Raw genomic sequence first — 14,223 nt, forward strand, 5'->3', positions numbered from 1 at the left:
ATAGGCTGGGTGTGTAAGTGTAGCGATACATTGAGCTAACCAGTACTAATGAACCGTGAGGCTTAACCTTACAACGCCAAAGATGTTTTGGTGAAAGAGACATCAATAATCAGCTTGATACAGATAAATTAACTGGCCGGAAGGCGGGTTAATAACAGAATTTGCCTGGCGGCAGTAGCGCGGTGGTCCCACCTGACCCCATGCCGAACTCAGAAGTGAAACGCCGTAGCGCCGATGGTAGTGTGGGGTCTCCCCATGCGAGAGTAGGGAACTGCCAGGCATCAAATAAAAGCAAAAGGCTCAGTCGAAAGACTGGGCCTTTTGTTTTATCTGTTGTTTGTCGGTGAACGTTCTCCTGAGTAGGACAAATTCGTCGGGAACGAATTTGCACAGCACGGAGTGCTGCCCGAAGGGTGACGGGCAGGAAAGCCCGGCATTCAACTGCCAGGCATCAAATAAAGCGAAGAGCCCAGTCGGAAGACTGGGCTTTTTTGCGTCTGTGCAGTGGTAAAAAACCGATCATAAAGTGCGTCATCAACTCCCCAAATCCACTCCATTATTCATCTATCTTTAAGCGCTACAGCTAATCCTAAATCGTGATCTTGCTAATGAAAAATGTGACATCCATCACTAATTATGCGGTAACAATTGTATAACATTTCGTTTACTAAAATATCTGCCTATGCGTCGTATGACGACCGATAAGGCAGGAGCTCGCCTTTGGCAGGAGTTAACGAATGGCTGTAACCAGTGTGACCTCAGAAAGGACGCTAACCGACAACGATACCCGCCGTCGAATCATGTCGATTGTCGGGGCTTCCTCAGGGAACCTTGTTGAATGGTTCGATTTTTATGTTTACTCGTTCTGTTCCCTGTATTTTGCCCATATCTTTTTCCCAACCGGAAATACCACCACCCAACTGCTGCAGACCGCAGGGGTATTTGCTGCCGGATTCCTGATGCGCCCTATTGGGGGCTGGTTATTTGGCCGTATTGCCGACCGTCGTGGCCGTAAAGTGTCGATGCTGATTTCCGTCTGCATGATGTGCTTTGGCTCGCTGGTTATTGCTTGTCTACCGGGCTATAGCGTGATTGGCACCTGGGCTCCGGCTTTATTGCTGCTGGCTCGTCTATTCCAGGGGTTATCCGTGGGGGGGGAATATGGCACCAGCGCAACCTACATGAGTGAAGTTGCCGTGGAAGGACGTAAAGGATTCTATGCCTCATTCCAGTACGTGACTTTGATTGGCGGCCAACTGCTGGCGGTACTCGTGGTGGTGATATTGCAAAACATCCTGAGTAGTGAAGATTTGCACGCCTGGGGATGGCGCATTCCGTTTGCTATGGGGGCGGTATTAGCCGTTGTTGCCCTATGGCTGCGTCGCCAACTTGATGAAACATCACAGAAAGAGACACGAACCCTGAAAGAGGCTGGATCGTTCAAAGGGTTGTGGCGTAATCGTAAGGCATTTGTAATGGTGCTTGGCTTTACCGCTGCCGGCTCGCTCAGTTTCTATACCTTCACTACCTACATGCAAAAATACCTGGTTAATACAGCCGGTATGAGCGCTAACCTCGCAAGTATGATTATGACGGCCGCACTGTTCGTCTATATGCTGGTACAGCCGTTCTTTGGCATGCTGTCGGATAAAGTGGGGCGTCGTACCTCAATGCTATGCTTTGGCGCATTGGCCACGCTCTTTACCGTGCCAATTTTATCGGCGCTGCAAAACGTCAGCTCTCCGTATTTGGCATTTGCACTGGTTATATGTGCGCTGCTAATCACCAGTTTCTACACTTCTATTAGCGGGATCCTTAAAGCGGAGATGTTTCCGGCGCAGGTACGTGCATTAGGTGTGGGGCTCTCTTACGCTGTCGCCAACGCTGTGTTTGGTGGCTCGGCGGAGTATGTTGCGCTGTCGCTAAAATCAGCGGGTATCGAAAACGCTTTCTTCTGGTACGTTACCGTAATGGCCGCGCTGGCGTTTCTGGTTTCGCTCAAACTACACCGCAAAGGGAAAGGTTTACGTCTGTAGAACTAATGCTGCGCAAGTTGCCACACCGCATAGCCGGTTGTGGCACCGGCAACGTCCCAGGCAAAATCTTTCCAGCTCCAGCCACTCCCGGTGGGACGGCTGTCCCATAACTCTTTTGATGCGCCAAGGCTGATAGAAAACATCAAGCCAATTGAAGCACTGCGGTCGCGGCTTAGGCCCTGATGTTGCGCATATTCGTTGCCAGCAGCAGCCAGCATTGCCGACGCAATAAAGTGTTGGGCTTTATCCTGGCCGGTCCAGGCATCGTTTGCCATATGACTACAGCCGCTAAGTATGAGCGTACAACATAGAAGAGCAGTTCGAGACATAGAAACTCCTGAAAAAAAGCCCCGTTGGAACGGGGCTATATTTTAAAGGATACGGCTGATGAGCCTATCGATACGAATACGTCGCAGACGGCGGATAAGTTTGCGTACTTTGACCGGATATTCCGCAATGCTCTGCAGGTCGCGATAGTGGTTTACGACCGTGGTATTCTTGCGGATAAGCTCCAGCTCTTTCTGACGCATAGAAGCCAGCTGTTTTTTCGGATCGTGGATCAGTACTGCATTTTCCAGATCCAGGCGCCAGGCGCGAGGATTGAGGTTATTGCCGGTCAACAGCATCCACTCATTGTCGACCCACATCCCTTTCAGGTGGTAGGTGTTATCCGCGTCTTTCCACAGGCGTACAACCAGTTGATCGGTATTAATGTAATACAGCAGGCGGCTCAGGAAGCGGCGCAGGTTAATTTCATACAGATAGGGCAATGCACCGATTATCTTAAACGGCTCATTTTCCGGGATGTAAAAATCGTTAGCAGTTTTATCGCCGACAATAATTTCCACCTTCTTGCCTTCTCGCAACAGACGAATGATGCTGCGAACCAGCAGCGCGGGGAGGTTGAAGTATGGCGTGCAGATAGTGAGTTTTTCCTCAGTGCACGGCATGAGGTGGAAAATGGTTTTGTTGAGCTCGCTGGATTTACCCAGCCCTACCAGCGGCGTAACGGTTAATTCGTCATCACCGGCGTTGCCGTCAAAATGATAGCTGGTATCGCGCAGTTCCTGGCGATACTGACGGATATCATTTTTGATTTCTGGGCTCTTTGGCCGTTCGCTATTATCCAGACGATTAACGCCGCGTCCTTCAACCAGGTTTTCTGAAACCCAGTTAAACATAATGTCGGACATCTGCGGATTGCGAATGCACTGATAGCGGTCATAACGATACTTATCGTGTTGATGCAGATAAACATCGTTGATGCTGGCACCGCTGTAAAGCACGCAGTCATCAATGATAAAGCCTTTAAAGTGCAGAACGCCGAGCGCTTCGCGGGTATTGATAGGCACGCCGTAAACCGGGACGTCTACGCCCGGGTTCTCTTTGGCAGTACGACAATACCAATCCGCGTTGGTGTTAGAGGCCGCAGCACCAATACGCCCACGCTGTGCGCGGTGCCAGTCAACCAGTACCCGAATATCAAGCTCCGGACGTTGACGCTTGGCATCGTACAGGGCTTGCAGAATCGTCTTTCCGGCATCGTCTTGTTCGAGATATAAGGCGACGATACAAATCCGGCGCGTAGCGCTGGCGATTTTTGCGAGCAGAGCGACACGAAAATCTGCTGGAGTATAGAAAAACTCAACATCATCAACAGACTGTGAAAGCTTGGGTAGTTGGGCAAGGTGTTGTTGATGTTTATTACGCTTAAATTTTGACAACATCACAGTGCGTTTCTTCTCTGATTTAGTGAAGGGTCTTCTGTACCAGGCAGATGACGTAAGCGGTCAATGATACCACCTCTTTCGAGCAAGGGTAGCATTTCCAGCAACTTAGTCATCACTTAGGCGTAATGATAGACCGACAATGCCATCTTCCAGCTGAATATCTACTTCAAAGCCGAGCTTCCTCGCCAGCGCTATCATTCCGCGATTGTTTGGCATGGTAATCCCGTTCAGCCGGGCTAAGCCGTGAGCACGAGTATAGACAATAAGCTTCTCCAGAAGGCGGCCACCGAGGCCGAGGCCTTTCAGATCTGAACGCACCAGCACGGCAAATTCCGCATCGATATTATCGGGATCGGAGATCGCCCGCGTCACGCCAAGGATCTCGGTACGATCGCCTGAATCATGCACTGCAACAAAGGCCATTTCCCGATCGTAGTCGATCTGCGTCATATTGGCTAAATCATCGTGGGTAAATTCGTTGATCTCACTAAAATAGCGATAGTAGAGATCTTCTTTTGTGACTCTGGCGATAAACTGCTGCAACAACGGCTCATCCTCCGGCAGGATGGGGCGGAACAGACAGCGACTGCCGTTCTTCATCGTCACCCACTCTTCAAGATGCTGCGGGTAGGGACGAACCGCCAACCGGCTCTCACTGGAACCACTGAACGGTGCGATATCGAGGCTGACATCTAACGCGGTAAATTCATCGCCAGAAGCAAGAAGGGGATGAATATCAAGGCGCTGAATCTCCGGGCAATCGACAATCAGGTTAGAAACCTGCACCAAAAGCTGGCTAAGACCGGCAATATTCAGGGGACGTAAAGCGCTGCGCCCGCGTATTTTCTTGCTCTTGATCGCCTGAATGACCAAATAGCGCGCCAGCGTCATATTGAGCGGTGGCAAGGCAACGGCGGCCTGATCTTCCGCACGCCACTCTACGCCGCCTTCACCCAGCATAATCAGTGGGCCAAACACCGGGTCGTGTTCAACGACGACTCGCAGCTCCTGCGCACCCGCACGATTAACCATACTTTGCACCAGCAGGCCGTGAATGCGCGCCTGCGGCCAGGCCATTTTCACACGGTCAAGGATTGCCTCCGCCGCCTGTTGTACTTCGGCGGCGGTACGCAGATAAAGCATTACACCCTGGACTTCTGATTTATGCGGAATATCGGGTGAGCGTAGCTTCAACGCGACCGGGTAGCCAATTTGCTCGGCGATATGCACGGCTTCGGCGCTGTCAGAGGCAATCCAGGTAGGCAGCGTGTTCAGGCCATAAGCATTTAAAATTGGGCGCACTTCGTGGGTATCCAGCGCTCTGATGCCATTATCAATCGCTTGCTGCAGGAGCTCATGCGCCTGTGCGGTATTGGCGGTCAAACTGTGCGGCAGCGCCGGGGTTTCCCGCAGCTGTTTTTGGTTACGCCGGTATTCCACCATATGCATAAAGGCGGTAATCGTTCCTTCAGGCGTCCGGTAGGTCGGAATGCCCGCATCGCTGAACATCCGCCGTGCTTCAATGGAGGAATGCTCGCCACACCAGTTGGTCAGCACGCTGATAAATTTGCCCCGTGGATGTTGCTTGATAAGCTCAATCAGCGCGGCGGCGCTCTCGCTTCCGGTGGCGGTAGCGCTAGGGGCATGGATAATCATCAAAGCATCTAAATCTGCGCTATCGAGCAAAATGTTCACTGCAGATGAGTAGTGGCTGATACTGGCGTCATCCCGCAGATCTAACGGGTTATTAGCTTCGACGGTGTCGGGCAATTGTGCCTGAAGCTGCTGACGCGTTTCTTCGCTAAGCGTTGCCAGTTTGCCGTTGCGTGCCCAGTGTTCATCCAGCGCCAGCGCAGCAGGTGCCGCACCGTTGCTGATAATCATCAGGCGCTCACCGCGCAGCGGGCGCATATGGCTGAGCGTTTCAACGGCAGAGAATAGTTCATGGGTATCCTGCACCCGCAGCAAACCGGCACGCTGAATGGCGGCATCCCAGGCGGGATCCATGCCTGAATTGACGTGCAGAAGGCGCTGAGCGGCAGGGCTACGCCCGCTCTTAATCACCAGAATCGGTTTGTTACGTGAAGCGCTACGAGCGGCGGAGACAAAGCGGCGGGCATCGCTGAGCTGCTCCAGGTAGAGCAAAATAGCGCTGGTCTTGCTATCTCGTGCCAGATAATCCAGCAGATCATCGACGTCAATATCAAGGCTATCGCCCAGGGCGATAAAGTAGGAGAAGCCCATTTCACGCTGTTGCGCCCAATCCAGAATCGTATTGGAGACGGCTGCAGATTGCGAAATAAACGCCAGTTTGCCTTTACGAATCGGCACCGGCGAGAAGCTGGCGTTCAGTCCTTGCCACGGCGCCAGCAGCCCGAGGCTGTTTGGCCCCAGAAGGCGCATCTGAAAACGCGCGGCACACTCTTTAAGGGCGCTGAACTGATCGGGTGTAGAAGAGAGAATGATGCACGTTTTGCAGCCTTTTTCCCCCAACGACTCTAATAGTTCGAGATTGCGACGAGCATGGGTGCACAATACCGCAAGGTCGGGAGAAAAGGGCAGGCTTTCGATAGTCGGCCAGGCCAGTACGCCAAGCACCGCTTTCCACGCGGGAGTCACGGGTAAAACCGGGCCAGCAAAACCACCGGCCAACAGGTTTTTCATCATCAAAAATCCGGCACGCTGTGGCTTCATTGAAGCGCCAATAACCGCAATAGATTTTGGCCTCAGAAGTGCTTCCAGCCCACGCTGACTCATACCGGTCTTCCTTACGCGACGATGACAGTAAGAGTTTAACCGTTTTCCACGCTGGCGGTTGTGATGTTGCCCTGATGATGTGATTTTCCTGCCAGATAGTTTTCACGGAAACGGGTGAAATGCTGGCTGAGTGCGGAGGCGGCACCGGTGTCATTGGCGAGATCCAGTAAAGCAATCGCCACTTCCGCAGTGCAATACTGCCCTTCGGCGTGCACTTCGCGCAGGCTGTAGGCCGAGACGCGCGCGAGGTCGACGGAAATTAACGGCAGACCATCCAGCCACGGGCTTTTACGAAACATTTTCCGCGCTTCCGGCCAGGTCCCGTCTAACATAATAAACAGCGGTGGTTTACCTGAGGGCGGTGCGTTCAGCACCTCACGTTCTGGGCCAGCGTAAGACGATGGGAATACCACCATCGGCTGATAGTCGGGGTTTTTCACCAGATCCAGCAGCGCCTGGGGCGGCTCGGTACGTGACCACTGGAAAGCCTCGGTTTGTGGCAAAATATCGGCAATCAGGCGGCCAGTATTGCTGGGCTTCATTGGCTCGGTGTCGAACATAACGAGGCAAAATCGGCTGTTAGCCGGATGTGGAGCAATGGTTTCGCACAGGCAATAGCCTTTTACCAGCAGGCAGCGCTGGCAGCGACGAACCCGATTACCGCGGGCAAGAAACGGGCGAGTCGCGCGGGCTAAACGCTCGGCGCGCAACCGTAGAACGGCATTTTCAGTCATGGGAATGGCGAATGGCGTGGCAAAAACGCTATTGTCGCAGAGGTGGATACGGGGCACAAGATGTGCCCCGAGAGGACTACTGATGCAGTGCTTCGTTCAACCAGCTATCAAATGGTGCTTTAGGAACCGCGCCGTTAAGCATGTCGATCACTTCACCATTTTTGAAAATCATAATGGTTGGGATGCTGCGAATACGAAAACGGGCGCTGAGCTCACGTTCTGCCTCGGTATTCACCTTTACAAAGCGTACTTTACCGCTACGCTCTTCTGCAACGTCTTCGAAAATGGGCGCAAAATTGCGGCAAGGGCCGCACCACGGCGCCCAGAAATCGACGACAACCGGGAGATCGTCCTTCAGCAGTTTATCCAGCGTGCTGTCTGTGGCGTTGATAACATCACCATCAAACAAATCTTCACCACAGCGTCCACATTTTGCGGCGTCGTTGAGACGCTCTTCAGGAATGCGATTAAGCGCCTGGCAGTGGGCACAAACGGTATTCATAACTCACCTCTGGGTCATCGTGTTGAGGACGGCAATGTTGCCGGATGTTTCTATAATGTTACACATTATCAGCGAGACTGTATTAATCAACAATGCGTTTTATCCAATGGGTATAATAGTCGCGGTCTTTTTTATGAAGTAATGGCTAAGCGCTAACACATCAGGTAATCTGCGCGCTTCGCGCAGCGCAGGTGGAGAAAAACATGAGCGACGAACTGAAGAACAAAAACGGCAAGGTCAAAGTGATGTACGTCCGCAGTGACGATGACTCGGACAAACGCACCCAAAATCCTCGTACTGGTAAAGGCGGAGGCCGTCCTGGCACATCCCGTGCTGGTACTTCCCGTGCCGAAGGCGGTCGTCGCCCTGCCCGTGATGAGAGAAAGGGTCCTAACAGCGAACGTGGCCGTGAACGTGGTCGTGACCGTGATGTAGAGCGCGACCGTGACCGCGGCGAAGGCTCTCCGTGGCGCACCGTTTCTCGCGCACCGGGCGATGAAACCGCACCGAAGGCCGATCACGGTGGTATCAGCGGTAAAAGCTTTATCGATCCAGAAGTATTGCGTCGTCAGCGCGCGGAAGAGACCCGCGTGTACGGCGAAAACGCCTGTCAGGCGCTGTTCCAGAGCCGTCCGGATGCGATTGTTCGCGCCTGGTTCGTGCAGAGCGTTACCCCGCGCTTTAAAGAAGCGCTGCGCTGGATGGCGGCAAACCGCAAAGCCTATCACGTGGTTGATGAAGAAGAGCTGGCGAAAGCGTCCGGTACTGAACACCACGGCGGTGTCTGCTTCCTTATCAAAAAGCGTAACGGCACCTCTGTACAACAGTGGGTTTCGCAGAGCGGTGAAGATGATTGCGTACTGGCGCTGGAAGATGCGGGCAACCCGCATAACCTCGGCGCGATGATCCGTAGCTGCGCGCATTTCGGCGTCAAAGGCGTTGTACTGCAGGACGCAGCACTGCTGGAATCCGGTGCGGCAATTCGTACCGCAGAAGGCGGGGCTGAGCACGTTCAGCCGATCACCGGCGACAGCTTCATTGACGCGCTGGAGCAGTTCCGCAAAGCGGGCTATACCATCGTCACGACCAGCAGCAATGGCAACGGTATGCCGTTGTTTAAAGCTGAGCTGCCGAAGAAAATGGTGCTGGCTCTGGGCCAGGATCGCGACGGTGTTTCCGACGCAGCGGCAGCGATTGCTGACATGAGCGTCTCGATTGACGGCACTCGCGCGGTAGAAGGTTTGAACGTTTCAGTCGCAACCGGCGTACTGCTGGGCGAATGGTGGCGTCAGCATAAAGCGTAATATCGCGAACTGAAAAAAAACCGGTAGCGCCTGGCGTCTACCGGTTTTTTTATATCTGCAGTTATTCACTGGCGGCAGAAAAAGGCCGCATCTTATTCTGGCAGTACCGGCATCCAATCAATAGGTGCGTCACCGCGTTGCTCCAGCAACTGATTAGCCTGCACGAAATGATTGCTACCAAAGAAACCACGATGCGCCGACAGCGGCGATGGATGCGGTGCCTTCAGTACGTGATGGCGCTGGGTATCAATAATGGCGCCTTTCTTCTGTGCATGAGCGCCCCAGAGTAAAAACACTACGCCTTCCCGATGCTCATTAATCAGCGCAATGACCTTATCGGTAAAGGTTTCCCAGCCAAGGCTGGCATGCGAATGAGCCTGACCCGCGCGCACGGTTAATACCGTATTCAGCAATAGTACCCCTTGACGAGCCCAGCTTTCCAGATAGCCGTGGTTCGGGCGAGTAAAGCCGGGAATGGTCCCTTCCAGCTCTTTATACATATTCAGTAATGACGGTGGCGTAGCGATACCGGGTTGGACCGAGAAGGCCAGACCGTGCGCCTGGTTAGGGCCGTGATACGGATCCTGTCCCAGAATCACCACTTTGACATCGTTGAGCTCAGTGAAGCGGAAAGCGTTGAACACATCTTTCTGTGGCGGATAAATGGTGACGCCCGACTGACGCTCGCTGGCGACGGTAGCCAGAGTATTCACAAAATAGGGCTGCTGCTTTTCAGTTGCCAGCACATCATGCCAGGTTAAGGGGGTTGTCATCTCGCTCTCCTGCGATTCTTAATGTTCATAGCTTAACTGCTTCTTTCATCATCACAAAGTCGGATGGTGAAACCACTCGCCGTCACCATAAAAAAATTTTAATGTTTACAAAGATTTTTGCTTTTTCCTCTAGGCGTAACTTGATGCAAAACAAGTATTTTCCCTTATGACCACTTTTGTGGTGTGGTTTTTATTGATTTAAATCAAAGAAACGAGGGTGTTTGCGGGGTATATATACACTCAAGCAACAATGGTTTTACCAATTGGCCGCGAGACGGCCAGTTAAAAACGAATATAAAAAGCCTTGGGAGGCATCAAATGATTACAGGTATCCAGATTACTAAAACTGCTAACAAAGACCTGCTGAACTCATTCTGGCTGCTCGACAGCGAGAAAGGCGAAGCGCGCTGCCTGTGTGCAAAAGGTGGTTATGCGGAAGATGATGTGGTTGCAGTGAAAGAACTGGGCGACATCGAATACCGTGAAATCCCGGTTGAAGCGAAACCAGAAGTTCGCGTGGAAGGTGGTCAGCACCTGAACGTTAACGTTCTGCGTCGTGAAACTCTGATGGATGCGGTTGAGCACCCAGAAAAATATCCGCAGCTGACCATTCGTGTTTCCGGTTATGCAGTACGCTTTAACTCCCTGACTCCAGAACAGCAGCGCGACGTTATCGCTCGTACTTTCACCGAAAGCCTGTAATTTCTCAGGGGTGGGAAGTTAGCGCGCCGGGATAACCCGACGCCATGATATCAATCCCCCGCAGGGTGCCTGCGGGGGATTTTTTATTTGGTCTGCTCGCGGCCAACCAGAATGGTGGTCAGGGTGAAGGAAAGAACCAGGGCAATCGCCACGCCGGAGATGGCGAAGATAAAGTATGGGCCGATATAGGCGGGCAGGCTGAAAATGCTCGATAAAATATAGCCATACAGGCGCACGCCGAAGAACGCGATAAAGGCCGATGCCAGTGAACTGGCCACGGTGGCGGCAACAAATGCTTTTTTATAGCGCGTCAGGACGCCAAACAGTGCCGGTTCGGTAATACCCAGCAGCGCGGAGATGGCGGCAGATAACGTTACCGTACGATTGTCTTTGTTCAAACGCCAGATAGCAAAAGTCGCACCGGCAATCGCCATATTGGCCATAAACATCATTGGCATCAGCATGTCGTAGCCACGATCGCTGAAGTTTTGCAGGGCAATCGGCGTCATGGCGTGGTGCATCCCGGTGAGGATCGCTACCGGACGAATCGCGCCAACTACCAGACCGGCAAAGCTCGCCGATACGCCAAACAATCCTTCAATAAACCACGCCAGCATTTTGCCCAGCCAGATACCAATCGGGCCGATGATCACCAGCGCCGCCAGCGCACCGATAAACAGCGTCAGCGTTGGCGTAAAGACGGTCTTCAGCACCTCAGGCATGATGCGGTCTACCGCCTGATGGATGTATTTCAATGCCAGTATCGAGAAGATCACCGGGATCACGCTGGAGGCATAGTTAAATACCGAAACAGGGATCGCGTTAAGCAGCCAGAGCGCAGAGACTGCGCCGTCTTGATGCGCCGCCAGCGCTTTTGCCGCATCAATAAGCGTGGGATACATCAGGCAGGCCGCCACGGCCACCGCCAGATATTCATTGGTTTTGAAGATTTTCGCCGCCGACACCGCCAGGAAAAATGGCAGGAAGTAAAATACGCCGCTGGCGATAAGGTCGATAATCATCACCGTATCGCTTTTGGTCGATACCAGTTTGAGAGCGATAAGCCCAGCTAACAGGCCCTTGATCATCCCGGCACCGGCAATCGCCGGAACAATGGGACCAAAGACGCCAGAAACGGTATCCATAAACAGAGAAACCAGGCTTTTACGTTCTTTGCTTTTCGCGCTGGTGGCAGCCGGTGCCTGGCCGCTGGTGCCCAGCGTATCCTGCAATAACTCAAACCAACTGTTGACCTTCGGGCCGATGATTATCTGGAACTGATCGCTTTGTAGCTGCGCGCCTAATACACCCGGCAGTTGTTTAATCTCATCCTGCGCGATTTTATTATCGTCAACTAAATCAAAGCGTAGTCGAGTCATACAGTGCCAGACTTTATTAATATTCTCCGGTCCGCCCACCAGACGAATAATTCTGCTGATAGCTTCTTGCGTCCCCATAACGGCTCCTGCGATAAGTTCGTTGTTTTCTTTGTGTCGCTGCATGGTAAATAAGCCAATCAACAAAAACAAACCAATAAAGTATGATGATAATCACAATTTGCCATCAGTAGTGGCAGTGATGTTGTTTTATGAGTTAATTGGTTCGTTTTTTAAATATAAATAAGCTTATTTGCAGACCAAAAAAAATTAAATAATAAAAAGGTTTACCCGCTGATAAAAATAGGGCGAAGATAATGTCAATCTTATTGTTATTTTCCACAGGGAGCCGTCTGTGAAACCTACGCTGATTACTGCGATTGAGTGCTTTATCACCCGTCCTGACCGCCATAACCTGGTGACGGTTCGCGTCACGACCGACAACGGAACGGTGGGGCTTGGCTGCGCCACGTTCCAGCAGCGACCGCTGGCGGTAAAAACGCTGGTGGACGAATATTTGCAGCCGCTGCTTCTCGGGCGTGATGCCAACAACATTGAAGACCTGTGGCAGATGATGAACGTCAACGCATATTGGCGTAACGGCCCGCTGATGAACAATGCTATCTCCGGCGTGGATATGGCGCTGTGGGATATCAAAGCACAGCTGGCCGGCATGCCGCTTTATCAGCTGTTGGGGGGCAAATCGCGCGATGCGATTGCCGCCTACACCCATGCCAGCGGCGAAACGCCGGAAGAACTGTTTGTTTCGGTTGATAAGCTGCTGGAGCAGGGCTATCGCCATATCCGCTGCCAGCTTGGTTTCTACGGCGGTACGCCGCGCGAAATGCAGACCCCGGAGAATCCAACGCCCGGCGCGTGGTTCGATCAGGATGAATATGTCCGCAACACCGTCGAGATGTTCCGTTTGCTACGTGTGCGTTACGGCCACCGTTTCCACATTCTGCACGATGTTCACGAGCGTCTGTTCCCGCAGCAAGCATTACAGCTAGCGAAGCAGCTGGAACCTTATCAGCCATGGTTTATTGAGGATATTTTGTCACCACAGCAAAGCCCATGGCTGGCGCAAATTCGTCAGCAGAGCAGCGTGCCACTGGCAATGGGCGAGCTGTTTAACAATCCGGCAGAGTGGCAGGACCTCATCGTTAACCGGCAGATTGATTTTATCCGCTGTCATGTCTCGCAGATTGGCGGCATTACACCTGCGTTAAAACTGGCGGTACTGTGTCAGGCGTTCGGTGTGCGTCTGGCATGGCATGGGCCGGGGGATATGACGCCAATCGGCGTGGCGGTCAATACGCATCTGAATATTCACCTGCATAACGCGGCTATCCAGGAATATATCCCGCGTTCGGCCACCACCGATGCGGTCTTCCCCGGTGCGCCTGAAGTGAAAAATGGTTTTATCTATCCGCCGACCGCCCCGGGCATCGGGGTGGGCTTTGATGAAGCACTGGCGTTAGCGCACCCGGTGGTCTATCGCCCGCATGAGTGGACGCAAAGCCGCTTGCCGGATGGCGCGATTCACACGCCGTAACTTATTCTGGCGGCTGCTGGCGGAAGGTGAGGTTGTCACGGTTGTGCGGGATAACGTAGGTGCAGGAGTAGTTGATATCAATGATATCGCTTATCTCATAGACCCGCCCACCGTCGAGAATCCCGCGATTATTGATGTGCATCGCCGGTGCGCCTTTTTTACAGTCAAGCAGCACCGCCTGCTCCCGGCTGACGCTGACCGCGCGATAACTGGTCAGCAGATGAGAAATCTGATACCCCTTCACCAGCACGTACTGCTGGAGCGAGCGTTCAATCACTTCCTGACTCAGGTCGGTGAACATCGCGGCGGGCATGCGGGATATTTCGATTTGCGTGGCCACTTCGTCAACAAAACGCAGGCGGCAGAATTGCCAGATAAAATCGTCCTCGGTAAGACCGAAAATCTGCTGGTCTTCGCGGCTGGGGCGCTTTTTATGCAGGCTTATCATGCGGTAGCGCATCTGATCGAATCGTTTTTCGGTGATGGAGTTATAGACCAGCGGATTGCTGCGCGTCTGTTCGTTAATCCAGATCCCTGAACCCTGCACAATACGGACGACGCCAATACTGGCCAGCTTCTCCAGCGCCTGACGAATAGTAAAGCGTGAGACACCGTATTCCTGCGCCAGCTGGCGTTCAGGCGGCAGTTTGCGAGCCCCGTCGCTGTGCTGCTGGTAAATCTTGCTGAGGAGATCCTGGGTCACAAACTCTTTTTTCTTCATGAATGGCTGCTCTGATCCTTGAATACGAAAACG

12 protein-coding genes and 1 rRNA gene are annotated in these 14,223 nt (G+C 52.8%); 5 read left to right on the forward strand and 8 right to left on the reverse strand.

Annotated elements, in window-relative coordinates; all coding sequences use genetic code 11:
- Positions 1 to 164 precede the first annotated feature (164 nt).
- Together rrf and ABOC97_RS02195 are read left to right on the forward strand one after the other, a co-directional pair.
- Positions 165 to 280, forward strand: a 5S ribosomal RNA gene (gene rrf / locus ABOC97_RS02190).
- 457 nt (positions 281 to 737) lie between these two features.
- The gene (locus tag ABOC97_RS02195) at positions 738 to 2,036 is read left to right on the forward strand and encodes an MFS family transporter (protein WP_349593564.1); all 1,299 of its coding nucleotides are present in this window, start codon (positions 738 to 740) and stop codon (positions 2,034 to 2,036) included.
- 2 nt (positions 2,037 to 2,038) lie between these two features.
- Here the strand turns inward: ABOC97_RS02195 and ABOC97_RS02200 are convergent, their stop codons facing one another.
- The 5 genes from ABOC97_RS02200 to trxC form a co-directional block, all read right to left on the reverse strand.
- Complete coding sequence (locus tag ABOC97_RS02200; RefSeq protein WP_349593567.1) at positions 2,039 to 2,365, reverse strand: YfiM family lipoprotein; 327 nt, start codon at positions 2,363 to 2,365, stop codon at positions 2,039 to 2,041.
- Between the two features lie 42 nt (positions 2,366 to 2,407).
- Complete coding sequence (pssA, locus tag ABOC97_RS02205; RefSeq protein ID WP_349594313.1) at positions 2,408 to 3,763, reverse strand: CDP-diacylglycerol--serine O-phosphatidyltransferase; 1,356 nt, start codon at positions 3,761 to 3,763, stop codon at positions 2,408 to 2,410.
- A gap of 108 nt (positions 3,764 to 3,871) precedes the next feature.
- On the reverse strand, positions 3,872 to 6,523 hold the full coding sequence (locus ABOC97_RS02210) for a bifunctional acetate--CoA ligase family protein/GNAT family N-acetyltransferase (protein WP_349593570.1): 2,652 nt from the start codon (positions 6,521 to 6,523) through the stop codon (positions 3,872 to 3,874).
- Positions 6,524 to 6,558: 35 nt separating this feature from the next.
- Complete coding sequence (locus ABOC97_RS02215; RefSeq protein WP_349594316.1) at positions 6,559 to 7,257, reverse strand: tRNA-uridine aminocarboxypropyltransferase; 699 nt, start codon at positions 7,255 to 7,257, stop codon at positions 6,559 to 6,561.
- A 76-nt stretch (positions 7,258 to 7,333) separates the two neighbouring features.
- Positions 7,334 to 7,759, reverse strand: coding sequence for a thioredoxin TrxC (gene trxC / locus ABOC97_RS02220; protein ID WP_234508076.1), 426 nt, complete (start codon positions 7,757 to 7,759; stop codon positions 7,334 to 7,336).
- Positions 7,760 to 7,962: 203 nt separating this feature from the next.
- Here trxC and ABOC97_RS02225 point away from each other — a divergent pair, with 203 nt between their 5' ends.
- The gene (locus ABOC97_RS02225; protein ID WP_349593573.1) at positions 7,963 to 9,063 is read left to right on the forward strand and encodes a tRNA/rRNA methyltransferase; all 1,101 of its coding nucleotides are present in this window, start codon (positions 7,963 to 7,965) and stop codon (positions 9,061 to 9,063) included.
- Positions 9,064 to 9,155: 92 nt separating this feature from the next.
- Here ABOC97_RS02225 and ung read toward each other — a convergent pair whose 3' ends face one another.
- On the reverse strand, positions 9,156 to 9,836 hold the full coding sequence (gene ung, locus ABOC97_RS02230; RefSeq protein ID WP_349593575.1) for a uracil-DNA glycosylase: 681 nt from the start codon (positions 9,834 to 9,836) through the stop codon (positions 9,156 to 9,158).
- A 318-nt stretch (positions 9,837 to 10,154) separates the two neighbouring features.
- Here ung and grcA point away from each other — a divergent pair, with 318 nt between their 5' ends.
- The gene (grcA, locus tag ABOC97_RS02235; RefSeq protein ID WP_061282861.1) at positions 10,155 to 10,538 is read left to right on the forward strand and encodes an autonomous glycyl radical cofactor GrcA; all 384 of its coding nucleotides are present in this window, start codon (positions 10,155 to 10,157) and stop codon (positions 10,536 to 10,538) included.
- Positions 10,539 to 10,621: 83 nt separating this feature from the next.
- Here grcA and ABOC97_RS02240 read toward each other — a convergent pair whose 3' ends face one another.
- Complete coding sequence (locus ABOC97_RS02240) at positions 10,622 to 11,995, reverse strand: PTS transporter subunit EIIC (protein WP_349593579.1); 1,374 nt, start codon at positions 11,993 to 11,995, stop codon at positions 10,622 to 10,624.
- A gap of 274 nt (positions 11,996 to 12,269) precedes the next feature.
- Between ABOC97_RS02240 and ABOC97_RS02245 the strand changes: the two genes are divergently transcribed.
- Positions 12,270 to 13,469, forward strand: a complete 1,200-nt coding sequence (locus ABOC97_RS02245) for an enolase C-terminal domain-like protein (protein ID WP_349593581.1) — start codon at positions 12,270 to 12,272, stop codon at positions 13,467 to 13,469.
- Position 13,470: 1 nt separating this feature from the next.
- Here the strand turns inward: ABOC97_RS02245 and ABOC97_RS02250 are convergent, their stop codons facing one another.
- A complete protein-coding gene (locus ABOC97_RS02250; protein WP_349593584.1) occupies positions 13,471 to 14,190 on the reverse strand; it encodes a GntR family transcriptional regulator in 720 nt (239 codons plus the stop codon).
- Positions 14,191 to 14,223 lie beyond the last annotated feature (33 nt).

Source organism: Kluyvera huaxiensis (assembly GCF_040149365.1).
GTDB lineage: Bacteria > Pseudomonadota > Gammaproteobacteria > Enterobacterales > Enterobacteriaceae > Kluyvera > Kluyvera intermedia_A.

What these genes read in the sequence shown, in the direction of transcription:
- ABOC97_RS02195 (WP_349593564.1), top strand. Translation starts at nt 738, where the DNA reads ATGGCTGTAACCAGTGTGACCTCAGAAAGGACGCTAACCGACAACGAT.
- ABOC97_RS02200 (WP_349593567.1), bottom strand. Translation starts at nt 2,365, where the DNA reads ATGTCTCGAACTGCTCTTCTATGTTGTACGCTCATACTTAGCGGCTGT.
- pssA (WP_349594313.1), bottom strand. Translation starts at nt 3,763, where the DNA reads ATGTTGTCAAAATTTAAGCGTAATAAACATCAACAACACCTTGCCCAA.
- ABOC97_RS02210 (WP_349593570.1), bottom strand. Translation starts at nt 6,523, where the DNA reads ATGAGTCAGCGTGGGCTGGAAGCACTTCTGAGGCCAAAATCTATTGCG.
- ABOC97_RS02215 (WP_349594316.1), bottom strand. Translation starts at nt 7,257, where the DNA reads ATGACTGAAAATGCCGTTCTACGGTTGCGCGCCGAGCGTTTAGCCCGC.
- trxC (WP_234508076.1), bottom strand. Translation starts at nt 7,759, where the DNA reads ATGAATACCGTTTGTGCCCACTGCCAGGCGCTTAATCGCATTCCTGAA.
- ABOC97_RS02225 (WP_349593573.1), top strand. Translation starts at nt 7,963, where the DNA reads ATGAGCGACGAACTGAAGAACAAAAACGGCAAGGTCAAAGTGATGTAC.
- ung (WP_349593575.1), bottom strand. Translation starts at nt 9,836, where the DNA reads ATGACAACCCCCTTAACCTGGCATGATGTGCTGGCAACTGAAAAGCAG.
- grcA (WP_061282861.1), top strand. Translation starts at nt 10,155, where the DNA reads ATGATTACAGGTATCCAGATTACTAAAACTGCTAACAAAGACCTGCTG.
- ABOC97_RS02240 (WP_349593579.1), bottom strand. Translation starts at nt 11,995, where the DNA reads ATGGGGACGCAAGAAGCTATCAGCAGAATTATTCGTCTGGTGGGCGGA.
- ABOC97_RS02250 (WP_349593584.1), bottom strand. Translation starts at nt 14,190, where the DNA reads ATGAAGAAAAAAGAGTTTGTGACCCAGGATCTCCTCAGCAAGATTTAC.